This is a genomic window from Eisenbergiella massiliensis (genome assembly GCF_003435485.1).
Genome location: NZ_QVLV01000016.1, coordinates 25,266 through 50,293, shown reverse-complemented (window position 1 = coordinate 50,293; position 25,028 = coordinate 25,266). Strand labels below are relative to the sequence as shown.

At 49.5% G+C, this 25,028-nt stretch carries 17 protein-coding genes; 4 read left to right on the top strand and 13 right to left on the bottom strand.

Going from position 1 to position 25,028, the window contains the following annotated elements:
• Positions 1–32 precede the first annotated feature (32 nt).
• The 12 genes from DXC51_RS19810 to DXC51_RS19755 form a co-directional block, all read right to left on the bottom strand.
• The gene (locus DXC51_RS19810) at positions 33–2,588 is read right to left on the bottom strand and encodes an O-antigen ligase family protein (RefSeq protein ID WP_025488468.1); all 2,556 of its coding nucleotides are present in this window, start codon (positions 2,586–2,588) and stop codon (positions 33–35) included.
• A 64-nt stretch (positions 2,589–2,652) separates the two neighbouring features.
• Positions 2,653–4,437, bottom strand: coding sequence for a DUF6020 family protein (locus tag DXC51_RS19805; protein WP_117530740.1), 1,785 nt, complete (start codon positions 4,435–4,437; stop codon positions 2,653–2,655).
• 219 nt (positions 4,438–4,656) lie between these two features.
• Positions 4,657–5,694 carry a glycosyltransferase family 2 protein gene (locus DXC51_RS19800; protein ID WP_025488466.1) on the bottom strand — a complete coding sequence of 346 codons (1,038 nt, stop codon included), beginning with the start codon at positions 5,692–5,694 and terminating at the stop codon, positions 4,657–4,659.
• Between the two features lie 79 nt (positions 5,695–5,773).
• Complete coding sequence (pseH, locus tag DXC51_RS19795; protein WP_025488465.1) at positions 5,774–6,310, bottom strand: UDP-4-amino-4,6-dideoxy-N-acetyl-beta-L-altrosamine N-acetyltransferase; 537 nt, start codon at positions 6,308–6,310, stop codon at positions 5,774–5,776.
• A complete protein-coding gene (locus tag DXC51_RS19790; protein WP_025488464.1) occupies positions 6,303–8,174 on the bottom strand; it encodes a hypothetical protein in 1,872 nt (623 codons plus the stop codon). The genes pseH and DXC51_RS19790 overlap by 8 nt, the downstream gene beginning before the upstream one ends.
• Positions 8,164–9,294, bottom strand: coding sequence for a dTDP-4-amino-4,6-dideoxygalactose transaminase (gene rffA / locus DXC51_RS19785; protein ID WP_025488463.1), 1,131 nt, complete (start codon positions 9,292–9,294; stop codon positions 8,164–8,166). The genes DXC51_RS19790 and rffA overlap by 11 nt, the downstream gene beginning before the upstream one ends.
• 20 nt (positions 9,295–9,314) lie before the next feature.
• The gene (locus DXC51_RS19780; protein WP_147331844.1) at positions 9,315–11,021 is read right to left on the bottom strand and encodes a hypothetical protein; all 1,707 of its coding nucleotides are present in this window, start codon (positions 11,019–11,021) and stop codon (positions 9,315–9,317) included.
• A gap of 38 nt (positions 11,022–11,059) precedes the next feature.
• Positions 11,060–12,193, bottom strand: coding sequence for an acyltransferase (locus tag DXC51_RS19775; RefSeq protein ID WP_146045267.1), 1,134 nt, complete (start codon positions 12,191–12,193; stop codon positions 11,060–11,062).
• Between the two features lie 31 nt (positions 12,194–12,224).
• Positions 12,225–13,976 (bottom strand): ABC transporter ATP-binding protein, encoded by a 1,752-nt coding sequence (locus DXC51_RS19770; protein ID WP_025488460.1) that lies wholly within the window; start codon positions 13,974–13,976, stop codon positions 12,225–12,227.
• Between the two features lie 9 nt (positions 13,977–13,985).
• Positions 13,986–15,059: a glycosyltransferase family 52 gene (locus DXC51_RS19765; protein WP_021633622.1), complete on the bottom strand. Its 1,074-nt coding sequence runs from the start codon at positions 15,057–15,059 to the stop codon at positions 13,986–13,988.
• A gap of 208 nt (positions 15,060–15,267) precedes the next feature.
• On the bottom strand, positions 15,268–16,854 hold the full coding sequence (locus DXC51_RS19760) for a glucosyltransferase domain-containing protein (protein ID WP_102287485.1): 1,587 nt from the start codon (positions 16,852–16,854) through the stop codon (positions 15,268–15,270).
• A 27-nt stretch (positions 16,855–16,881) separates the two neighbouring features.
• A complete protein-coding gene (locus tag DXC51_RS19755) occupies positions 16,882–18,555 on the bottom strand; it encodes a DUF6311 domain-containing protein (RefSeq protein WP_102287484.1) in 1,674 nt (557 codons plus the stop codon).
• A 245-nt stretch (positions 18,556–18,800) separates the two neighbouring features.
• Between DXC51_RS19755 and pseG the strand changes: the two genes are divergently transcribed.
• The 4 genes from pseG (at position 18,801) to pseI (ending at position 23,449) form a co-directional block, all read left to right on the top strand.
• Positions 18,801–19,865, top strand: coding sequence for a UDP-2,4-diacetamido-2,4,6-trideoxy-beta-L-altropyranose hydrolase (gene pseG, locus DXC51_RS19750; protein WP_081745260.1), 1,065 nt, complete (start codon positions 18,801–18,803; stop codon positions 19,863–19,865).
• A 534-nt stretch (positions 19,866–20,399) separates the two neighbouring features.
• Positions 20,400–21,113: a pseudaminic acid cytidylyltransferase gene (gene pseF / locus DXC51_RS19745; protein WP_025488453.1), complete on the top strand. Its 714-nt coding sequence runs from the start codon at positions 20,400–20,402 to the stop codon at positions 21,111–21,113.
• A gap of 61 nt (positions 21,114–21,174) precedes the next feature.
• Positions 21,175–22,401: a type III PLP-dependent enzyme domain-containing protein gene (locus DXC51_RS19740; RefSeq protein WP_025488452.1), complete on the top strand. Its 1,227-nt coding sequence runs from the start codon at positions 21,175–21,177 to the stop codon at positions 22,399–22,401.
• Positions 22,394–23,449, top strand: coding sequence for a pseudaminic acid synthase (gene pseI, locus DXC51_RS19735; RefSeq protein WP_025488451.1), 1,056 nt, complete (start codon positions 22,394–22,396; stop codon positions 23,447–23,449). Before DXC51_RS19740 ends, pseI begins: the two co-directional genes overlap by 8 nt.
• Before the next feature lie 273 nt (positions 23,450–23,722).
• Here the strand turns inward: pseI and DXC51_RS19730 are convergent, their stop codons facing one another.
• Complete coding sequence (locus tag DXC51_RS19730; RefSeq protein WP_117530734.1) at positions 23,723–24,664, bottom strand: RpnC/YadD family protein; 942 nt, start codon at positions 24,662–24,664, stop codon at positions 23,723–23,725.
• Positions 24,665–25,028 lie beyond the last annotated feature (364 nt).

The following is a 25,028-nucleotide window of genomic DNA, read 5'->3' as shown; positions in this document are numbered from 1 at the left end:
TTCTTAACTGTCAGGCAGCCTTTTAAGTTACTCTACACTTTCTTTTCTCTGCGGAATATAAGCAGCGGCGCCAGTACTGCCATGGTGGAAAAGCCCAATGGGTTGCAGGGATGGAACAGCCATTCCACCAGCCCCGCCACGGCAAATGCCAGGAATATGGCAAGGGGCAGGGCCGCGTAAGGGTCGGCGCTGTCTTCCCTTTTTTTCCTGCCTGCCCAATAAGCGTAACGGAACATCTGCATCAGGCTGACAGCCCCCAATATCAGATAGACCGCACCGGTAATCAAGCCGTGATCGTGGATTACCTGCAGATAAGTATTATGCGCATGGACACTGAGGGAGCCGTCCGCAAGCTCCACGCCCATTTCATCATGGCCGGTCAGGTTCCAATGGGAAATGTAACGTTTGAAAATCTCAAAGCGGCCGTTGGAGTAATCCTCCTCCGTTTCCTCCGGGCCGTTTTCCGAAGCGGCATCATCGGATGCTTCCGCCCCGACGGCGCCGTCTGCTGATGCCAGCATAGTTGATATCCGGCTGACCTCCAGGCGTCCGCCAGGCATGGATTTGCTCTCTTCTTCAGCGGATGCCATAAAGGTATCCACGAATTTCCTGACAATACTGTGCTCTTCCCCGAAAAGCTTCACATCCATGCAGTAGGCAAAACGGGGGAAGGTGATATAATTTTCAGAGTCAGCCGGATCGCCCTTATGCACCGCCCACTCTTCTTCATTTGCCTCCAGTTCAAAAATATAGGGATCGTCATACAGCGGCGGTATCAGGCGCACCGCCGAATAGGTAACCGGGAAGCAGGCAAGCACGAGGACGATCGCAAGCCCCGTTTTTGCCAGGAATACGGGTAACCGTTCCCGATAACAGACGAGGGATACAAAAAGGAGAACCACAATGCCCATTACCACCGCCGCCAGATATCCGGTACGGGAAAGCGTCATCAAAAGCAGCGAAACCGCCATGCCGAATAAAAGAGCCGTTGTCCAGCAGGTATAAAGCCTGCGTGATTTATGGTACTGCATCAGCAGCTTCACAAACAGCGCACAAATTATCAGCGTCAGATAAGCCGCTGTAACAGTAACCGTATGGAATACAAAATTGTAGCGGTAAAAGCCCCAGGCACGGATCGGCCTGCGCAGCACGGCAAATACCAGGGCACAGAAAAAATTCAGGATGATACCGTTACAGAAAATCCCCAGAAACCGCTCTCTTTTCTCCCAGGACAGATAAAAAACATAAAAAAGGCCGAAAGCTGCCGACAGATAAATCGGCCAGCCTCTTGTATTGCGGAAAATCACCAGCAAGGCGAAAAATACTGCAACAAGCCCCGCGTAAGGAAGGAACAGCTGCTTCCAGGCCGGCTTCTTTTTCCATAAAAGCAGGATGAGCTGAATGACCACCAGCCCCACAGTCACAAACAGAATGGCATTTAACCGGGCGAGCCTGTCCAGCTCCTCTACGCCGGCATACGGACGGTAATACAGCCAGCCTGCAATGGAGGAAAGCGCAATCCATATCAGATTCCCCCAATGGAACACATATTTTTTACTGCACATGGTAAGCAGGACAAGGCAGAAATAAATCAGAACCTTTCTGTAGGCATAGTCCTGATAGATATTATACATCGCATTTACATAATCAATACAGCCCCACAGCGCTCCGGCCCAGAAAAGGCACTGCAGCCAGTCCATTCCCCTGTCCAGAAGCGTTTCCCTGATGGGCGGAAGGAGAGGCGCTATACTGTCTCTCCTGGCATTGACCACGTAAAGAAGCAGCGCCGTCAACACAAGGATGCCAGCCGTATAAACCATTTTGTCAGCCCTGACGCCCCCATAATAATCCATAGGATAAACAGCAGCCAGCCCGGCTGCTGCGCCGATTATGAGCAGAGGGTTGAAAATCCTGCGGAAAACCCATTGTACGCGTACTTCTTTTCCCTTTTTCTTTTTTCTGGCGGAGTTCTCCACGAGAAGTATCAGGAAACCGGCAAGGAGTGCAATCATTGCCGCCGCAGCGGCTTTTTTCCCAGGGCTCCATTTATCTTCGTACTGGAAACGCATAATAATATTGTTTCCCACCTGCTCCTGATTAGACTGATCGCTTCCTACATAATAATAATTTCCGTAAATGCCCAGTCCGGACTCAGCCGTATTCTGACAGCCAAAGCTTATGGGCTTCTCCGGATGGCTGATCTGCCATACATAGGCCCTGCCCCGTACTGTCTGGAATTCTACGGGAACGGTAAAGAAGCCGGGTGCTTCATAAGCATCCAGCGCTACATTCCTGGAAAAGACCGTTTCTCCCAGTTCATCCGATATTGTGAGATTTATTACCTTCCGGGAGAGGTCTTCCATGGCATATATACTGATTTTCTCCAGATAGCCGCCGTCCGCTATGAATACCTGCTGAATTCTGGAATCCTGAGCAATGATCTGAGAGGTTCCTGCCGGAGTCTCATTCCCTGTAATTTGGCGGGTACCGTCAAATATTCCCAGAGGGCCTGCGAGCAGTATCAGAACTGCGGCATAACATAGTACAATGTATTCGATTGCACGGGATTTCTTTAACTTTCTGTTCATTTATTATACCTGATGGTTTATAGGTTAATTGGTAACTGTCCAGTAACTTCACAGTTACGATTTATTAATTCCTGTTAGTATAGCATAATTTCCCCGTACTTACAACATATGCCAGTACCGGGAGGGCCAGCCAGAATATGAGGACATAGCGTACCAGATAAGTCGGCCCAAGTATTACAGTCAGCCAGTTTAATATCGCCGGGAGGAAGGCCAGTACGGTTTTATATTGTTTCCGGCGCATGAGGAAAAGCAGACCGGACAGGTATACAAGGAATAGAAATCCCGGGGAGAAAAGCATGGAAACGACCGGGACCTTCTGCTGGAACAATTCCAGGCTCAGCCTGCGGAACCATTCGTTCAGCAGAGGGATTTTGCTGTCACGGGTGCCTGGCAGTTCCGTTTCAAAGCCAAAATACGAGCTGTCCTCATAAGTATAGGTAAACACAGTATTTCCCCGGTATACATCGATCACCGCATCCGGGTACCAGAAGCCGTAGGAGGTCAGCAGCCAGGCGTTCAGATAGACGGCAGGCGCTTTTTTGCCCACGGACCACCACAGCCTCCAGTACCGGGTCGGATCCGCCTTATACGCTGCATTGTTAAAATCAATCTTCACACTGTCAGACAGCTTCGGCGTATATCGTTCCAGCGCTTCCCGGGGCAGTACCTCCAGAAGCACGGACTTTTCTTCCTCTGTCATCACTTCCGGGCTGGTGGTATATACACGGGCCAGCTGCTGAATCGGCACAGTGAGCATTTCCTGGTTTTCCTGCACCTGCGCATGCAGCACAAACGCAAGTCCGTTTGATACAAGCAGATAAAGAAGCAGCGCTGTACAGGCAGTCGCCGCCGCTTTTACCCGGCAGTTTTTTCCGGCACAGAGGATAATTACAGGAATCATTAACAGCAGGATATAAAAACCGTTGTGACGCATGGCTGCCATGGAAAACAGGGACAGCAAAAGCAGCGCCGTTTTATTCTGATCCGAAAAGAACTCTGCTTTCTCCCTGAAAAGCCTAAGGAGCAGGACTATGGTTAAAAGCATCCCCGCAGAATACAGGGTATCCTTTGCGGAGCAGAGCACATACATCTGAATGACAGGGAAAAAAGCGAAATACAGCACGCCTGCCCTGCGAAGCCACACAGGCGCCCTGTTTTGTCTGAAATAAGACAGGATATACGTAAAACAGCCTGCCATCAGCAGCATCTGAAAAACCATGTAAAGCGCAATTCCCGCATTATAGGATGCAAATATTTTATTTCCCAGGCTGATAATACCTCCCAGAAGCACTACATGCAGCAGCGGATGATGGGTGGTGAACCGGCGCATGGCCACCTGATTAAACTCATCCTGGGCATCATATACGAAAAAGCCGGGATAAACGGCCAGCAGCACAATTCCCCATACCAGCAGGAAAAACAGGAATATATAAAGCGTTTCCCTTTTTATCCCTGCTGCTTCTTGTTCCTGTTTTCCATATCTTCCGGCATCTTCCAGGATTCCCCACAGCCCGTCCGTGAGCAGCATAAAAAATAAAAGCAGAAATGGCATGGCCGCCCACATATGCCAGTCCGTCAGCCAGACATAGCCCAAAGCTTCCAGCCGGCTGCCCAGACAGCATGCTGTCACCAGCACAAGTGACATGAGAAAGGACCAGATGCTCCTCGCTCCGTTCCAAAGCGACCTGTGGATTACCGGAAAGCAGAGCAGGAAAACAAGCACGGAAAGAAAGCTGTTGGAAAAATCCAGCCCTTTTCCCGAAGAAATCAGCATCTGCGGAAGACAGATCACTCCCGCCAGAGTAACTGCGGCAGATATGAATTTTTTCTTTCCTTCACTCATACTCATTTTCATTTTCCTCAGTCTGTGAGGCAGCCGCTTTTATTCCCGCGAGCAACGAGCCAAGTAGCCATGCTTGCATGGATATTTGGCGACTGCCGCGAGGGTCAAATACCCCGCTGCTCTGCAGCGCTGCAAGTTTGATACCCAGTTGCTTGCAGCGGGGTCTTTGATTTGCGCGGCTGCCGGATGCTGCTGCCTGTCCCCGCCGCGGGGTTCCTGCCCCGGTTAATTGTTTCCCGGCCTGGTCCGCCCCGGCCCGTTCTGTTCCTGTTCCTTCTGTCCTGGCCCCTGTCCCGGCCCGTTGCACAGGCCGTCCTCAGGCTTGTGCATCTCCTCGCCTACAATTTCCCGCACCACATACTGCGGCGCATTGTTCATACAGATATACATCCTGCCGATGTACTCGCCCACAAGCCCCACCATCAGCATCAGCATACCGCCGATAAACATGATCGCGGACATCAGCGAGCTGAAGCCGATGGGAACCAGCGGATTCACCAGCTTTTTGATAATGGTATACAAGCCGTACAAAAAGCCGAGAAACGCGCAGCCGGTGCCGATCATGGTGGCGAGCCGCAGCGGTTTTTCACTGAAGGCGGTAAAACCGTTAAACCACAGCCCAAGAAGCTTTCCCAGGGTATAGCCGGATTCGCCTGTTTTTCTGTCACGGTGCTCCACCGTAACATTTTTTATATTGCGTGTGGCGCGCAGGACAAGGCCGATCACATAAGGATAAGCATTCTGATAACGAAGCATCTCGTCCACAATAAACCTTCTGGCGGCAAAAAAGCTGGAGACATACAAATCCGACGGCTTACCCAGCATGAATTTCAACATCAGATCATTGACCCTGCTGCCGAAATTGCGGAACGCATTATGGTGCTTATGCTCATATCTGGCATACACCACATCACTGCCCTCCTCCAGCCCCTGCAGTAAATCCCCAATGGCATCGGCGGGCGTCTGGCCGTCATCGTCCATGCACACCAGATAGTCTCCCTTTACCTGATGGAAACCGGCCATCAACGCAGCATGCTGGCCGAAATTCCTCGCCAGGTTTACACCGCATATATTTTTATGCTTCTCGCAAAGCCTTCTGATTACCTCAAAGGTATTATCCGGAGAACAATCGTTGACAAGAATAAGCTCCCAGCGGTATTTGTCCTTCAGATTGTCCATCTCCCTGCCGATATCCGCCACAACACCCTCCAGCATTTCGGCCGAACGATAGCAGGGAATTACTATGCTTACCAGTTTATTCATGAAATCTTCCCATCCGCCCGCCATACGGCAGACTTTTTTGTTTTTATCTGTAACAGTCTAGCGGTCCGCACTGTTACTCTTATCTGTTTTCGGGATACAGACGGGCCATCAGTATCAAATCACGATAACCGTCCCCGGTTTTTATCTCATCCCTGAGCAGCGCCTCCTTTTCGAAGCCCGCCTTTTCATAGCTTCTCACCGCGGCCGTATTGTCCGCAAATACCCGCAGCATCAACTTGTGAAGCTTCAGGCTGCTGCCGGCATATTGAATCGCGGCCCGACCCGCAAGGGTTCCGTAGCCCTTCCCCGCCGCATCCTCTTCCCCGATAAAAATACCGTACTCCGCCTTTTTATTTCCGGTATCGATATCCCGGAAGTAGACGCTGCCCACAGGCCTGTCCCCTTCCGTCTCACACAGGATGAACTGTACCACCTCTCCGGCGGCCACCTTATCACGCATCCAGGCCAGGTGTCCCTCTTTGGTAAAAGGCTTCTGATAAATAAAATTCTTCCTCACCCGGTCCGTATTGCGCCATTTTACAATGTTTTCCGTATCCTCCAGCGTGATCGGCCGCAGATATACCGGCCCCAGATCTATTTTCAACTGTTCAGTCATTTACCTCTTCCTCCCTGTGCAGGCTGTATATCACCAGACCGGAATCCGCCGCCCCGATGACCTCCTTGGGTTCAGCCCGCAGTACGGTCCCTCTCCTGCCGAAATAATCCGTCAGCCAGTCAAGGCTCTGCCCCGTTTCCGCCACCAGATATACATTTTCCCCTTCCAGGAGCGCCTGTCCCAGGGAGGCATATCCAAAAGCCTTCAGCTTTTTCTCCGCCAGCGGGCTCTTGCAAAGCCAGCCGCCCAGCAGATCATAATTTCCGAGGACGCACTCACCATCCCGGAACATTTTCTCTGAGAATTTTACGGTGGAGTACACATCTGCAAGAAACAGGTTTTCCGGATGGCTCTGATAATACGCCCTGGCGGCGATATCCGTACGGTTAATTTCCTCCCGCGCCGCATATTCCTGTACCGTGCGGGCAAAAGTGCGGGGCAGGATGGAGAGCGCGGTGACAAGCAGAAGCGCCGCCGTTACAAAGACCGGATTCAGCCAGCGGTACGGATTACGCACTTTTTCCAGTTCCTCCTGCGCAGCTTCATCCGCCGCCCCATTTTTGGTAAGATACATAAAAAGCAGCGCCGCCAGCATCACGATTTCCACAGTATACAAAGGGTGGCTGATCCGCTCAGGCACCCGGTTGCGGAGTATCAGGTACATCCACAGAATACTGCGCACACCGCCGAACGCAAGCAGCTGCCAGATAACGCCGGCGCGCCTTTTCAGGAAAGCCGTGAGCAGCAAAAGCACTGCAAGTGCCGCCTCCGTAAGAAGGAATGGCATTTCCACAGCCGCATCGAAATCCAGACCCGGCATATTCTGGAGCCTGGCCTTATACAGCCAAATTCCTTCCTTTAGCGTCTTCCCGAAATAGCCTTCCTTTTCCCGGGAATACCCGCTTATTTTCTCCATAAGAGCCGCATCAATGCTGTCATCTATCCCGTAATTATAATTTTCCAGCAGCGCGCCCTGCGTCTCGTCCAGTCCCAGAGAGGTATAAAATTCCTGATTTTCTTCAAACTTCAGGATTGTTTCTGTTTTGAAGTCATAAACCTCCGTCCTGGCATCAAACAGCCGGAAAAATTCTTTCCATTCCCCGCTGCCATAGGCAGCCGTATTGCTCACCTCGCCCAGAAGCAGCCCGATAAGGATCAGGAAAAAAACACCCACATAACAAAACGCATTATATCTTGTAAAAACAGGACGTTCCATCCCCCATTTCCAAAGGCCGGCCACACTGGCCAGCGGCAGAAGCAGCATCATCATTTCCGGGCGCAGCAAAAACGCCAGCACACACAACAGGACCGCCGGCAGATTCCTTTTAACAAAACAGCCCCAGCCGTTCTCTTTCCCGGAGCGCGCCTGCATGCCCGGACACGCCGCCGCTTCCCCGGTCAGGAACCAGAAAATCCCCGCGGCTCCCAGCAGGCCGCTGGTCACCGTATACTGCACAAAAACCAGATGAGGAAGCAGAAGGCCGGCAAAAAGCAGGCTCTCCAAAAGGCACAGAAGGACTTTTCCCACTGTTTTCTTCCCATACCTCATGCTCCGGTACAAAATCAGATACAGACTGCCAAACTGACAGAGGCATAAAAAGATGCCATATACATAGGAGGTATGAAACACCTTCACAAGCAGGCTCAAAAGCAGACTGAGCGGATAGAGCATCTGCACATTGCGGCTTTCCGGGACGCCTGTGTACACACCCGCAAGGATATCCTTCATCAGCACATCGTCATTCAGCGAATAATAGTAATCAAACCGAAGGCTGGTAAAAAGAAGAAGCGCCAGGGTAAACAGCAACGGCAATATCCAGTTTTCCCATTTACGGTAAAATTTTACCTGTTTTTCAGAAACCATAGAATTCCTTTACTTTTCCGGCAATAAAGCTCACCTGATCCTCCTTCAGCCCATAGTACATGGGCAGGCGGAGAAGCCTTTCGCTTTCCCTGGTGGTGTAACGGTCTTCCCCGTGGAAACGGCCGTATTTCAGTCCCGCAGGCGCGGAATGAAGGGGAATATAATGGAACACCGCAAGAATGTCATTTTCCTTCAGGAAATCAATAAGTGCGGCACGTTCTTCCAGATCCGCATTTTTGATATAGAACATATGGCCGTTCTGCACACAATAATCAGGGATGAAGGGCAGCTCAATTCTGCCCGCCTCTGCCAGAGGTTCCAGCTCCCGCCAATATTGGTTCCATAGGTTCAGACGTTCCTCATTGATAGCATCGGCCATTTCCAGCTGGGCATACAGATAAGCCGCATTCAGTTCGCTGGGAAGATAGCTGGAGCCGTAATTCTGCCAACGGTATTTGTCCACCTGTCCTCTGTAATACTTGCTCCTGTCCGTTCCCTTTTCCCGGAAAATTTCAGCATCCTCAATGTCCTTTTCATGCTGGATCAGAAGCGCGCCGCCCTCTCCCATGCTGTAATTCTTGGTTTCATGGAAGCTGAAGCAGCCGAAATCACCGATGGCTCCCAGCGGCTTTCCCTTATAGGAAGCCATGATTCCCTGGGCCGCATCCTCAATCACATACAGGTGATGACGCGCCGCGATGTCCATTATGGTGTCCATTTCACAGCCCACGCCCGCATAATGCACGGGAACGACAGCCTTCGTTTTTTCAGTTACAGCCGCTTCGATCAGCGTTTCATCAATATTCATGGTATCGGGACGGATATCCACAAATACAGGCACGGCTCCCCTGAGCACAAAGGCGTCCGCCGTGGATACAAAGGTATAGGAGGGCATGATAACCTCGTCTCCAGGCTGAATGCGGGCAAGCAGCGCCGCAAGCTCCGTGGCATGGGTGCAGGAGGTAGTAAGCAGGCACTTGCGTGTGCCCGTCCTTTCCTCAATCCACTCACTGCATTTTCTGGTAAATTCCCCGTCGCCGCAGATTTTCTGGTTTTCCACGGCCTGCCGGATATAGTCCATTTCTTTTCCCGTAAAGGGCGGTACGTTGAACCGAATCATAGCTGTCGCCTTTCTTTTTTTTATTCTGAATCAATATTATAAATCAGATAGCCTTCATTTTCAAAAACCGGAATATAATTTTCTTTATCAAGCCAGCCCATAAGCGCCTGCATTTTTTCACTGTTCCCGGGAAGCTCTCCATTTTCCTTATAGAAGATGACCACAGTCCCTTCGCCAAGCTGCTCCAGCTCCTCTTTCATCTGTTCTGCCGGATAGGTGTCCAGATCCGGCCAGGCATGGGTGAGTCCCGGCGGCATATCCAGAAGGAAATGCAGTCCCGGCGCATTGCCAAAGGTAATAAGCGGCCGGCCTGAAAGACCGTTCTGTCCTGCATATCCTAACAGACCTGTCAGCTGGTCCGCATTGAGGCTGCGTGTCTTCATCCCCTTCAGTATATAGGAATTTTCAATTTTTGCATCCCTTTTTTCACCATAAATGCCGTCGCCGAAGGCAAAATGGCTGTGAAAGCCCATTCCCTGGATCAGAACCATTCCCGCCACCATAACGGACATGGCTGTCACAGGAAAAGCCTCAGGCTTTCTTCTCATCCGCCTGATATATTTTCCCAGCATCCAGAGTGTAAAAGGGGCTGCCAGAAACAGGCAGTTCAGATTCGGCATGGTATCGTTATTGCTTCCTATGGGGAGCACCGCCACCGACAGCAGGATAATCAGCGCCAGCAGCCTGTCCCTCCGGAAAAAACGGCTGTTTCCGATACATACGACACAGCTGATAAGCACAAGGTACAGAAAGAGCATTCCCCATTCATAGATGCTGCGGTAATTATAATAGGTAAAGGTAAACATCCCCCTGCCCCAAAACAACCGGATCAGCACCGGAATGCACAGGCAGTATATAATCTTTCCCGCCGTGTGAAAACGTTTGGGAAGAATATGGAAAAAAATCCAGCCCGCCAGCACACACACGGCAATTACCATCAGCCACACCATGGTTTTGCCATAGGCCGCGAAAATAGAGGTAATCATGGAAAACGGCGAATAGCTCTCATCCGTCGCCGTATACCCGGCCAGGCTGCCGAACATTCCGAAATAGGCCCCCGGGCCATATTGGATGCATATGACAAGGAAAACACCAAGGAAGCCCGCCAAAAAGCCCGCGACACAAAAGCCTGCCTGTTTCCACATCTCCTGCGCGCTTTTACCGCAAAGCTTTCCATAGAAAAATACGGCAACAATCAGAAGCGCTTCCGCAATGTTCGGAGTGCGCACCATCACATTCAGCCCCAGACAAACGCCCGCCCAGATGAGCAGGCCCGGCCTGTTCCAGATAAGCCCCCTGTATAATAAAATACATACCGCCAAAAACAGGAAATAGGTAAGATAATTATATAAAATCGTCGTCGGACACCAGCAGAAGCTGATGGCAATGATCTCCCCTGTAAAAACCACCCAGGCCGGCATTTTCCCCTTCAGGAAATAATAGGAAAGCAGCGCCATGGCACTGATAACCAACCTTGTATAAAAGCTAATGCCCAAAAGTGTGCCGCCGAAAGGAAGCTTCATTAACAGCCAGCCAGCCACATTGGCAAGATAGGTTGCAATCGCCCAACTGCCCTTAAGCTCCGGGAAAAACCGGAAGTTGGTGAGGCTGTACATCGGATCCGACACATCAATCCCCTGATTTACCCACAGCAGCGGGTAGATCAGCAGCAGACAGGGAAATATGAATTTTTCCAGAATTTTTGTCAGTTTTTTTCTTTTATCCATTGGTATTTCTATCCCCATATCAATCCTGTTACCGTGAATCACCCTTTCTGCCTTCCCATGCTGTCATCAATGCGGCGGATGGCCTCCCCGCATTTTTTCCCGAAGGAGGTCTTTGCAAGCAGGCGCTCCGCAAGCAAAAAGCATTTGCCCCGAACCAGGTCAATTGCCACTGCAAGAAGGAACACAAGCAGTACGCTCTCCGTCATCTGCATCAGATAACCGCCCAGATGCTCCGATGGCGTCCCGATAATCCAGCCGGTCCACCTTGCGCTGATATCCATGTGCTCATGGATCAGGTATACGCCGAACATCCCCGGAGACAGGCGGCAAATACAGCGTTCCAGCTTTTCCGAACGGATGCGCAGACCGCCAAAGGCCATGAACAGCCCCAACGCCCCGGTAAGGCAGAAAATGAAATTATAGTGAAAGGGTACCGTTACATAATATTCCAGCGCCCCGGTCCTTGCACATACCACAAGCGCAGCCAGGGTGATTCCCGCCACGGCCGCGCAGGAGCCGAAATAGACAAGCGCACCTCTCTTTTTTTCCTGAAAAAAACGGATTCCGTACCTCCGTATATAGGCCGCCGTCAGATAAAGGAAAATGAACCAGCCGAAATCGTAGCCGTACCGGTCCGATGAAAATAAAAGGATGCTCACGCTTTTCCCAAGGCTGAAATAAATCAGCAGTCCCATGAGCGTAATCCGCAGCTGCTTCTGCGTCATGGCCCCGGCCGCTGCATTCAGCACCGGGGAAAACAGATACATGACCACATAAGCAGTCACAAACCAGTAATGCCCCGCCTCCACCGGAAACAGGCACTGCCAGATATGGTATATCTGAAAAGCCTCCCCGGCAGGCAGTACCCCGGCGAGCACCAGCACTGGAGGAATCAGCAGTGTATAAAAGAGCACCTGGAACAGCAGCCTGAGAAGCCGCTTCAGGGAAAAGCCGCTTTCCGATAAAAAATAGCCGCTGATAAGGACATAAACATTGACCGCAACAATACAGAAGGACTCCACAAGAACCGCCGCCGTACCTCTTGCCCCCGGCATCTGCCCCGCTTCAGGAAGCCCTCCCGTATGGGAAAGGAAATGCATGGCAACCACCATGAGCATGGCTGTCATACGCAGTAATTCAAAATTAGCCTGTCTCTTTTTCCCTGCTGCCACCGCTTTCTCCTTTCCGCCCTGAACAGTAACGTTATCTCTCCCTGCCGATCTGTCCGTTTTCCACCCGGTAAACCATATCGCATTTTTCAATCGTCTGCAGACGATGCGCTATAATAATGAGGGTTTTCCTGCCATGGAGACGGTTGATGGAGTCCATAATCGCCGCTTCCGTCTCATTATCCAGCGCAGAGGTGGCTTCATCCAGCACCAGTACCTCAGGATCCTCAAACAGTGCCCTGGCAATACCGATACGCTGCCTCTGCCCGCCGGAAAGACGGATTCCCCGCTCCCCGATTCCCGTATCCAGCCCCTCCGGAAGCCCTCTCACAAATTCATCCAGCTGCGCTTCCTTCAGCGCCTGCCATACCTTGGCATCATCAATGTCCTCATCCGGCACGCCGAAAGCAACATTCTTTCTGATAGATGCATCAATCATGAAAATAGTTTGAGGAATATAGCCGATATTTTTCAGCCACTCCTCATAGTGTTCCCTCACTTCCACGCCGTCAGCCAGGATCCTGCCCTCCTGGATATCCAAAAGCCCCAGAAGGATGTCAATGATTGTCGTCTTTCCGGCGCCCGAGGTGCCTACCACGCCCACGGAGCAGCCCACAGGAATTTCCATCTGTGCGTGGTCAAAAATCAGAGCCTCCGAGTTGGGATATTTATAAACAATATCCTGCAGTTCTATTTTTGACAGGACAGGAAGCTTGGGAACCTCCTTTTTCCTGCGGTAATTCTGCTCGTCATAATTCACGTTCCCGTCATTGATATCCTGCTGCAGGTTATCGCTTACCCCCATGAAAAAGGGCTCAAAGTAGGAAATTGAGGTGAGATAGTTATTGATGCGGTTGGCGCTTGGCAGGAGACGCATGGCCGCCACTGCAAATACGCCGATTTGGCTCAGCATCTGGGTGACATCCTTTCCCGCCGCAATCTGCAGGATCAAATACAGCACCAGCCCTGCAATACATACCGTTTCTATCAGCAGGCGGGGGGTTGCGTTATAGATATTATATTTCTGCACCGCCCCCACGTAGCCCGCGCCGCACTTGGAATATTCGTTTATAAAATAATTTTCCTTATTGGCAATTTTGATTTCCTTGATTCCCATAACGGACTGGTCAATCCATTTATACAGGCCGCTGTAATATTCCTGGTTTTCCTCTCCCGCCCTGATCATAATGGGCTTGAGAATCCCTTTAATAATAAGAAGCACCACCACAAGCAGCGCGGCAATGGTAAGAATCATCACCGGATCCTGGGTCATCAGCACCACGATCAGGACGACGAACATGATAATTTCACTGGTCAGCTGCAGCGAGGAAAGGATCAGGCCGTACATATTGTTCACATCCGAGGTGATGCTTCGCTGGATCACGGAAGTGTCCGCGTTCAGATAATATTCATAGGGACGCTCCATGAAATTAATCATCATCTTACGGGAGGTGGCAAACTGATTCGTGTATACAAAGCGCAGCTGAATTACATTCTGAAAATAAAGAAAAATATTTTTTAACACAAATGCTGCGATAATGGCCAGCAGCATGATTATGGTAAACTGCCCGGTGCTCTCCATGCCGAGGAAACGGTAGATATCTCCCAGATACCCATCCCCGGTCACAGCCGCAGGATCCAGTAGCGTGGTGATCACAGGGATGACCAGGCCGATGCTGCAGGCCTCAAGAAGGGCGCCGATAATCATCAGCACCACAATCCCGCCCATCTTGGCCTTCTGTTTTCCATCCAAAAGGATGTTCATTTTCTTTATGATTTTTCTCATCGCAATACCTTAATCCTTTATCTGCTCATTCTGCCGGTGTATTTCCGGCGCTTCGTATTTGTCCATGAAATCCTCCCCCAGAAAGACGGTTTCCTCTGCAAAACCGATGGAGGTGGGCACGGTGAATACGGAGATCACCTTTTTCACATGGATATCCGGAAGAAAATTCATCATTTCCATAGGGAACTTCCCGGATAACACCACGCAGCCCGGAAAACATTTTTCATAATCCAGCAGGTCTCTGGGATGGGGCTTTAAAATGATCTGCATTCCTTTTCCGTAAAGCTCTATAATATCACGGAAGATCCGTTCTCTCGTTTCCAAATCACAAAGCGGCTCGGTCAGTATCAGAATTTTATTTTCATGATTCTTCCCTTCCGTCAGCTGTTTTACCAGCCTTTCCCTGTCCTCCAGGAAAATTCCCAGCAGGCAGCTCTTATCCTCCGCTGTCAGACGCTGTGTCAGCTTTTCCCTGGAGCATTCCACATATTTGGGGCAGGGATACTCCAAAACGGAAATATCATTCACTTCCATATCGATACAGTATTTTCCCCAGCCGTTCTGTATGAAAATCAGATTGAGGGAGGCGAGAAAGGCCTTCAGCCTGAAATGTCCCCTGTTATCATATCTGGCCGTATCATAATAGCGGATGCAGTCCAGCCCGTCCTCCATGGCATGATACCTGATTTTCTTCCAGCTTAAATAATATCCTATCGGATCGGAATCACAGAATACATAAATGTCCTTATATGCCCTGAAATCCACCGGCACAAAAGGCTCCTGAAGCTTCCCCAAAAGCTTGCAGAAACGGATTCTTGCCAGCATGTTCAGTACCAGGTTTCCCCGATCCGTGTGGTACTTTTTCAAAACAGGAAAAAAGCCCTCCTCCTTTTCCTCAAAAACAAAAACCTGCCGGAAAAGACCGGAACGCTCCGCCCTGGCCTTCAGATTCCCAAAATCATTGGACATCGTACTCAGCACCAGGCAGGCCTGTCCCCTTCTGTCTCCGGGCAGGTTTAATTCCTTCAGACAGGCAATATATACATGATAAAAAGTGTGGCAGACATAGATTCTCTCATTCATGCCGCTGCTCCTTATAAAAAAATATCATTATATTTTACCATACATTACCTTCAAAAAGCAAATTTAGTAATAGTTCAGCCTTCGGTCGAACTGTTACCGCATCCGCCCATTATAAGTCGCCTTCGGCGAGGGGCGGATGCCTGCTGCCACCACGTTTTCTCACGGTTTGTGCAGTGAATGCACAAACCTTCCTGAACTGTTACCAAATTTACCCTTTTGTTTCCTCACAGGTTTTAACAACCCACACACCCTCTATCTGTTTCACGCAGCCGTCCGCCGGATAAGCAGGCATTTCCTGATAATCCTTCGTCTCCTTAATGGCCTCGACAGCTTCCTCGCTTACCTCCGGCATTTCCACGCCAATATAGGTCTTCATGAAATTATAGCGTACGCCGCTGGTAAGGAGCCCTGTTTCCTTCGCCACGCCGGATAAATCCGTAAACCTGTCGCCATCCATGGAATAGCTTCCCAGCAGATCAGGTGTCTCGCTCAGGCCATATTCCCCTATCAGCGCAAAGGGGTCGCCCGGCTGATAGCCTGCTGTGGCTTCAATCCTTTCCATGATACGGTTGTAATATGCATAGGATCTTTCATAGGCAATTCCCATCCGGAAATAGGCCTGGTTTGTCACAACAAAATTCTGGTAGCCCACCAGCAAAAGAACCGCCGCAACCACATAGCCCAGTATCCTGCCTGCCCTCACCTTTCCCGCATCCGCCAGGAACAGGCCGGACTGGGTATCCTGGCTTTTTTCCAGGAGGGCGGCAAGAAAGGTATACAGGATATGGTATTGGTAGAGCATCAGCATGCTTATGCTGGCATCCGGCGCCATAATAATGATGGAACCCATGGCCAGGGGCACCATCATGGCAAGAAAAATGTACAGGATGGCGCTGCCTGAATTTTTATAGATTTTTTTCCTGATAAAAAAGGCGATGACCAGGCCAGCCGTAAGGAGGCAGGAAGCCACATTCAGCGCCCAGGCGGCTGCAGTCACAAAGGAAAAGGGCTTCAGAATAAAATACTGCACCACCCATTTGTAGGAACGAAGTATCAGCCTGGGAAGACGGATTAAATCAATTTTCCCCATCTGATCCAGGCCGTTATAGGCATCCAGCTGGGGATATACGATTCTGGAAACAATCGTATAAATAACGACGGAAATGCAGGCCACGACAAAGGCCTTAACCCCTCTTCGGAAAACATCGGCAGTCCGGCTGTTTTCCTCAAGCATATCCAGGAAAAGCCCCATTACCAGAATGCCCAGCGCCAGGCACAGATATGCCTGATAGATTCCCATGCTCAGAACCAGGCAGACTATCCCTGGCAGGAAACCGAAGCGGTATTTCCTAATCAGCCACGCACCCGCACAGGCCAGCAATATACCCACGGCATAGCAGTCCGCGGTAAACATGAAAGTAAACAGGCTGCACATGCTGGGGAAGGACAGCATCATCAGCGGAATCAGGACCGCGGAGGTTGTGCTTTTAAGATGCAGCGTGGAAAGGACAAAGCAGGCGGCGGCGGAAATCAGGACAATGGAAAAAATCCCGCTCAGCCAGGGTACGCTCCAGATCCCATCCAGCGGATTGACATATTTCAGAAACCATCTGCCAAATTCCGAGCCGACCGCATACCCGCCCACATTGTTGATGTCATCCCAGTTCGGCAGCTTATTGGTCAGCATATAGGCATGAGTTATAATTCCCCACAGGATTCCGGAAACCAGGCAGCACCTGATATGGAAGGGGATTTTTAATAATATTTCTTTAAGGGTATCTCTATTTTCATTCATAGCTGTTTTTATCCTTTCCCGTCAAAACTAACCCTGTTTCTTCACCATCCCCACAATCACCCCATCAACCGCCTCATATTCCATGCGTGTATCAATACAGTTCCCCTCGTCAGCCGCCTTATAAATATACATCGTATCCTCCCGCGGATTAATCAGCGACTCCACCAAATCCTCCACAGCCTTTGTCCTTATCGTCTGGCAGGCGGTATTAAAATAATTAATCGTCATGCCATTTTCAGCCGCATATGCACTCAGGTCATTCAGTAAATCCTCGTCATCCAGGCCCACAAAAACCATATGCTTCTTATCACCCTCCCGGGCCCACGTATCCCACTTTTCATCCTCCAGGCGGCTGTCGTAAGCAAACTCGGTTCCAAACTGCACCTGTCGCTGCATCAGCTGCCATTTTCCGTCGGCAATCTGCAGGACGGCAAAAATCACCAGAAGAACCGCAGCCATGGTTTCCCATGGCATTTCCTTCTCCATCCATACAACGCTGCCAAGAATTATCAGGTACAGCACCGGCCAGATAAACCTGCCGCAGCAGCTGATTCTCTGCCACAGAGAGGATAGCCAGGCCGGAAGCTCATAGTTCCAGATCAGACTGCTTCCACAGGCGGCCTGAGGGGAAAGAGCCACAGAAAGAGAAATCATTGCCAGTATCAGAAATGCAACACCGTTTTCGCCCCAGTCAAAACGAAGATGAGTCAGCTTTTTTTCTTTTTTTATAAATACCTTATAAATGGTATGTATCAGACAGGCTGCGGCCGCCACAATCAGTGTAAGTACAATTCCGGTACCAGGAAAGGCCAGCCCTTCTGAGGGATTTGCACCGTAAACCGGAAGATCCAACAGATACTGAGACCACCCCTGCGGATTCCACAGGCCATTCAGATTAAAGCTGGACTGTCCGAACTGAGACGTATCCGGCATATGATTGTGGGAAAAACCTCCCAGCAATGCTACAACTCCAACAGCAGCTCCCAGGTATGCCAGCAGTGCAAGGATATCCTGCCTGATTTTTTTCCTCCGCAGCAGATCGGAAAGCAGAAAGCTGAGAAGGACAAAACCGCACATAGGGATAAAATACATCTGTATACTTCCCGTCAAAAGCCCGGCAATTCCCCAGGCCAGCACTAGCCTTTTTTCGCTTATTTCCATTCTGCGGATTCCCAGATACAGAGAACACAGCACCAGCCACTGGGCGCCCAGAGCCAGGTTCAGGGACATCTGCCCCAGCATCGCAGGCGTAATTACAAAAAGAAGGCTGCCCACAATTGCTTCCGCTTTCTTTTTTACATAATGATAAATCAGAAGCGCCCCAAAAGCGCCCTGGGCGCCCATACAAAGCATGGCCCAGATACCAAAATACTGGAATCTATCCGGCAGAACCGCCTTGAATATTTTAAAAAATACGGCAAACAGAGGCACGGAATCCGTAAAAATAACGGATACGGTATTAGGATAAGATGCATTATCCATCAGCCCAAAAGGAAAAAACCAGTCACTGTTCCTGAAAAAGCACCAGCCCAGATAATTCTGAGTCAGATCCCCGCCACCGAGGAGCCAGTCCGTATAGGTGACATTCAGTACATGAACCCCAAATATACAGATAAACGTAACAATTCCAACCAATGTGCCAAGTATCCACACATTGTTCTTTTTCCAATAATTTAAACCGGCCTGCACAGTAACCTTCATACCTCCCTGTTTCCGGCTTTCCATGTACTTCAACGTGGTAAAGTATCATGTGCCGTTAACTGATGCAAGTATAGCACTTTTCAGGATTGCAGGCAAATAAAAAACAAGTCTTCTCTTTTTTCCTGTAACAGTTCAGCCTTCGGCCGAACTATTACTTTTTCCTTTACCGGATTTATTCCAGCAGGTATAATAATAAAAGAAAATAAAAGAGGATAATTTAATATCCGTTTTTGGGAGACTGTTAAATGGAGACTGGGAAAAAAGGAATTCTCATCCGAACAGATGGTAATCAGGAAATAGCGACAGGGCATCTGATGCGCTGCCTGTCTGTTGCGCAAGCATTGAAGGAACGGAATCTTCCTGTTCTTTTTGCGGTCGCTGATCACAACAGCGGACAGCTGCTCCGTTCTTTTATGGCTGGGGGAGAAAATTTTCCCGTGATATGTCTGGATACGGACTACCGCAATCCTGCCGATGAACTGGACAGGCTTTGCACTGCCGTTTTTGAAAATAATATCGGCTGTGTGCTGATAGATTCCTATTTTGTTACCCCGCCGTATCTGGAGGGGCTTCATAAGGCAGCGAAAACTGCTTATATTGACGATATCTATTCCTTTGATTATCCGGTGGATCTGATTATAAACTATGATGCCGCTCCTTCGGCGGATTTTTACAGAAACTGCCCTTACAAACTGTTGGGGCTGTCTTATACTCCCCTCAGGAAACAGTTCCGCGGCCTTCATCCGGAAGTAAGGCCGCAAGTGAGGGACATTCTTATTTCTACCGGGGGCACCGACCCCTGTGGTGTGGCGGAACGTCTCATAAACAGGCTTCTTTGCCTCCCCGGGGAACAGGAAATATGCTATCATATATTGGCCGGTCCCATGCATTCCGGCCGCGCCGCCCTGAACCTTTTGGCAGATGGGAATCCAGCTATCAGGCTCTATGAAAAGGTTTCAGATATGGCGGCATTGATATGCCGGTGTGATCTTGCCGTTTCCGCGGCCGGAACAACATTATATGAACTGTGTGCCGCAGGAGTCCCGGCCGTCAGCTTTACTATGGCAGATAATCAGCTGACCGGAGCCAGGGATATGGAACGTTTTGCCGGAATCCCTTATGTTGGCGATGTGAGGACTGCGACTGATTTTATAGAAAAGCTGGCGGAAGCCATTATTTCTCTGAGCAGCAGCTATGATAACAGATATTTCCTGGCACATTCCATGCATAAAATGGTTGACGGAAATGGAAGCGTAAGAATTGCGGAAGGGTTGGAAAAGCTATTGTGTTCTGAGGCTTCGCATGTATAATATATGTAGATTCATTTTCGATTTCTATTGGTTATATTAGTGCGAATGTACAGTGCACATTAATTTGCCTGCAGATTCGCACCTTATTTCATATGGTCATTATCCTATTAAGTATGTTTTAAAATACGAGATTGATTAATTCTTAAATAATTTTAATTATAAGTAACAATTTATATATAAAGTGATTCTTAAAATTTGTTATATTTTGCTGTCGAGGCTTATACAGCCTTGTGGATTGAAATGCTCTTATTGGCAGCCATCTTATAAAAGCGGTGTCCGTCGAGGCTTATACAGCCTCGTGGATTGAAATAATTACGATGCCGGGATATTACATCCAGTAAATCATCGAGGCTTATACAGCCTCATGGATTAAAATAAATTATGGAGGAAAAGACGATGGAAGAAATCAACTCGAAGCTTTATAGTCTCGTGGATTGAAATTATATTCAGAAAGCAATTGGTACGAATTAATGTCTAGTTGAGACTATACAGCCTTATAGATTAAAATACCTCAAAAGGAGTAAAATAAATATCATGAAACAAGCCGCCATACCACCAGAAAAAAAATCCGTTGCCATCATCACCGCCAGAGGCGGCAGCAAGCGGATTCCCCATAAAAATATCCGTGACTTCTGCGGAAAACCGATTATCAGTTATTCTATCGAAGCCGCGCTTTCGTCAGACGTCTTTGATGAGGTCATGGTTTCCACGGATGATGAGGCAATTGCTTCCATTGCCAGGAGCTTTGGAGCCGCAGTCCCCTTCATGCGTTCTGCAGAGTCCGCAAATGATTATGCCTCCACGGATGATGTAATCGCCGAAGTCCTGAGGACCTATGAAGCCGGCGGCACCCGCTTTGACCGGTTCTGCTGCATCTATCCCACCGCCCCCTTTGTGACGGCGGAAAAACTGAAAAATGCCATGGCACTTCTTGACCAGGCCGAATCCGTCATGCCGGTAGTTGCGTTTTCCTATCCGCCACAGCGGGGCATTATTCTGGAGAACGGCCGAATCCGCCGCAAATACCCGGAATTTCTCACCGCCCGCTCCCAGGATCTGGAAAAAATGTATCATGACTGCGGACAGTTCTACGCCTGCCGTACGGATGCCTTCTTCCGTGACGGCACAACTGACGTGGATGACCTCGTCCCCATGATCATGCCGGAAATGGAAGTACAGGATATCGATACCGAAGAAGACTGGGCCATTGCCGAATTAAAATACCGCAAAATGCAGAACCTGAAATAAATCCATCAGTGATACACGGAGCGACACCGCTGACCTCTGCGACAGGAAGAAAGGAAAACCAATGAATTCTGATACACTGCAGACCCCCTATTTTTACATCCGGGAAACCGGCCTGGATACGGATGCAGCCATCCTGAAGGAAGCCCTCTCCAAAAACTGGGGGCCGAATCATCTCGTGGGCTATTCCGTAAAAACCAATTCCCTCCCCTGGCTGCTTCAATATATGAAGGGACAGGGCTTTTTTGCAGAAATCGTGTCCGACACGGAATACCGCCTCGTTAAAAAGCTTGGCTTTGACAATGCCCATATGATTTATAACGGGCCGATTAAAGAAAAAGAAATTTTTAACTCCATTCTTCTTGACGGCGGATATATCAACATAGATTCCACAGAAGAACCCATATGGCTGGAGGAATTAAGCGCAGCTTACCCTCAGCGTAATTTTTCTGTTGGCGTACGGGTAAACTGTGATATCGCCGCCCTTTGTCCGGAGGAGGTACTGGTGGAGGAAGAAGGCGGCCGCTTTGGCTACTGTTATGAAAACGGAAGGCTGGAGGAAGTTATTTCCCGCATAAACAGGCTCCCCAATGTCAAAGTCGCCGGTCTGCACCTGCATTCCTCCACCCAGTCCCGCACTGTATCCGTCTATGCCGCGCTGGCCAGTATGGCCGTAAGGATAGCGGAGGAATATAATCTGGAGCTTTCCTATGTGGATATGGGAGGCGGTTATTTCGGGGGGCGGGAGGACAAGCCGGATTACCGGGATTATTTTTACGCCATCTGTAAGGAGCTGCGCAGAAAATTCGATCCCACGCGTACCACGCTGATCGCTGAACCCGGCGTATCCCTGATCTCCAGGGCTACGACATTCGTCACCTCTGTAAAAGATGTGAAGGAAATCCGTAACCATTCCTTCCTCATCACTGACGGCAGCCGTACAAACCTGAACCCGCTTGTCACCAGACATGTTTATCCCCACCATATGGTTTATGTGGATGAGCCTGAAAAAAGGCCCGTAATAAAAAGCCAGTGGGTCACCGGCTTCACCTGTATGGAGTATGACCGTCTTTTTGAAATCAAGGACGGTCCAGCCATGAAGCCCGGGGATAAGGTGGTATACGACACCGCCGGCGGCTATACCATGTGTTTGAATCCGCTCTTCATCCATTATTTCCCTCCCGTTTATGTGGAACATCGTGACGGCACGCTTTTTAAAACCCGTGACCAGTGGGATGTGGATGAATTTATGCAGAAAAATTATATCGAAGAAAGGGATTTCCATGAATAAAGAGTTTACTATAGGTTCCCACTCCGTGGGAAATAACGCTCCCGTTTTTATCGTGGCGGAGATGTCCGCCAATCACCTGCAGGATTATGGCCGGGCGGTGGAAATCATCCATGCCGCCAAAGAGGCCGGCGCCGATGCCGTGAAGCTTCAGACCTACAGACCTGAAACCATTACCCTGGACAGCGAGGCATCCTGTTTTCAGATAACACAGGGAACTATCTGGGACGGCACCACCCTTTATAAACTTTACGAAGAGGCTTATACTCCCTGGGATTGGCAGCCGAAGCTGATGGAAGAGGCGAACCGCCTGGGAATGGAATGCTTCTCCTCTCCCTTTGATTTTACGGCTGTTGATTTTATGGAATCCATGAATATGCCCGCCTATAAGCTGGCTTCCTACGAAATCAACGACATTCCCCTGATACGCAAAATCGCACGCCTGCATAAGCCTGTGATTTTTGCCACGGGCATCGCCCATCTGGAGGATATTGAACGTGCGCTCCGCGTCTGCAGGGAAGAAGGAAACGAAAATGTGGTTCTGATGAAATGTGTTTCTTCCTATCCCACGCCCTATGAAGATATTAACCTGAACATGATACCAACACTGGGCAATATGTTTGACTGCGTTATGGGCCTGTCTGATCACAGCATGGGAACCGCGGTGGCATCCGGCTCCATTGCTCTCGGCATAAAAATGGTGGAAAAGCATCTGACGCTGCGCCGCAGCGACGGCGGCCCCGACGGCGCGTTCTCCATGGAACCGGAAGAATTTGCCGAAATGGTAAAAAATATCCGCATCATGGAAAAAGCCCTGGGCAGCTCTGATTTCCATTTAACGGAAAAACAGGAAATTGAGCATGAAGGCTCCCGTTCCCTTTTCGCTGTTAAGGATATCGCCAAAGGGGAAGCCCTGACTCCGGAAAATGTCCGTTCCATCCGTCCCGGAAACGGCCTGCATACCATGTATTATGAACAGATTCTCGGGCAGCACGCAGCGCGCGATATCAGCAGGGGTACTCCCCTTGCCTGGAATCTGATTACGGATTAAAGCCGAAACGAAATTTTATAATCCAAATTTCCCCTAAAACGCCCTCCGGGCGCATTATGACAACAGGGTCTTACGCGGAAAACGGAGGCCCTGTCTGATTTTCGGCAGTCATTTTACCGCCAGAAAAATCTGTGGCAGAAAATTGCCTAATCCTCCACAGCTTCCGGGGATTTCGGCTAGTTTCCGGACACAAAAAAGCGTGCGGCCTTCAACTGGATTTACACAGTCCTGCCACACGCTGTAGTTATTCTATATTTATTCTTCCCGTTCTGTTCAAAGGTAATTTTTCACAAAGTTCTCCGAGAACTCTGCGAAATACTCTTCTGCCTGCTTCTTTGACAGAGAGAACCTTTTTTCTATCTTACTGATAATCCTGTCCTTGCCGACTCCCTCCTCCAGATTATCCACCACAAAAATACGAATACCCTCCGTCAAACCGGCTTTTCTGCCGTCTTCCTTACCGGCTTCATATCCATCCTCGTAAAATTCCCCGCTCAGGCTCTTCATAACCTTTTCTTCGTCATATTCCGTTAAAAGTGCATTCATAACCTCAGCCCTCCTCCGGCTTAAAAATTCGGCAAGGATCCCTTCCTCAATACACTGTTCCATTGCCACCCGGATCGCCGCGGCAGGCTCCATAGCCCTCAGGTTCTCCCTGACGCGTTCAATGAAAACAGCGTATTCCTCCAGCCTCCTGCACCGTCCCATCAATTCCGTATTGTGCCCCGCATTGATATTCAGCATACGGACACGCACTTCCAGACAGGCCATATCCTCTCCCTGCATAAATGCATCCGACAGCTTCAAAACCGATGTATCCGGCATCCTGCTCTCCCCATTGTAAAAAATAACATATACCGGCGAGGGAATCCGCAGCAGCCTTGTGGAATAAATCATTCTGTCGTGGAAAAAACGTTTATACAAATCGGAAAAGTAAAACAGTCCCCGCAGCGGCATATTGGGATTTAAGGTACTCTGATGTTCAAATAACCCCATTCTTCCGTCCAGAAGGAAGGAAATATCGTTCTTCATCCCCATATAAATCACATCATCGAGGGTGGTGATCTCCAGGGCGTCCGGATCAGTATAGCATTTTTGGCATAATGCGTTATACAGCTCCAGCAGGTCACTGCGCTCCGAAAATAACAATCGGAACAGGCGGTCCTTATATTGTTTCTGGGGTTTTGGGGTCAGTACTGCTTCTTTTGTCTGCATGGCAATTGCTCTCCTTGAATATTGTATTTTTCAAGAAAAAATCGCTTCCGCAAACCAAATCATAATAAATATCAAAAGGGATTTCTATAAGAATATTATAAAAGAAAGTATGGAACATAGCAAGATAAAGTAAACAAATCCACAGAAGATGAAATAAGAAATGTTATGTAGAAGTAATTACAGAAGCGACTGCTTCCTGAAAGTAATTCTATTTTGGCATTTTTCCCTTCCCCTGTCAATAGGGGGGAGGACGGTTCGTGTCCTTCCGGCGGGGGCGGTTCCGAAGGGGGCCTGCTGTCCTGGTATCCGGTGAGGGGCTTTGGAGGGCGGGGGGCGGCTGTGAGGGGGTGTCACGGATGCTTAT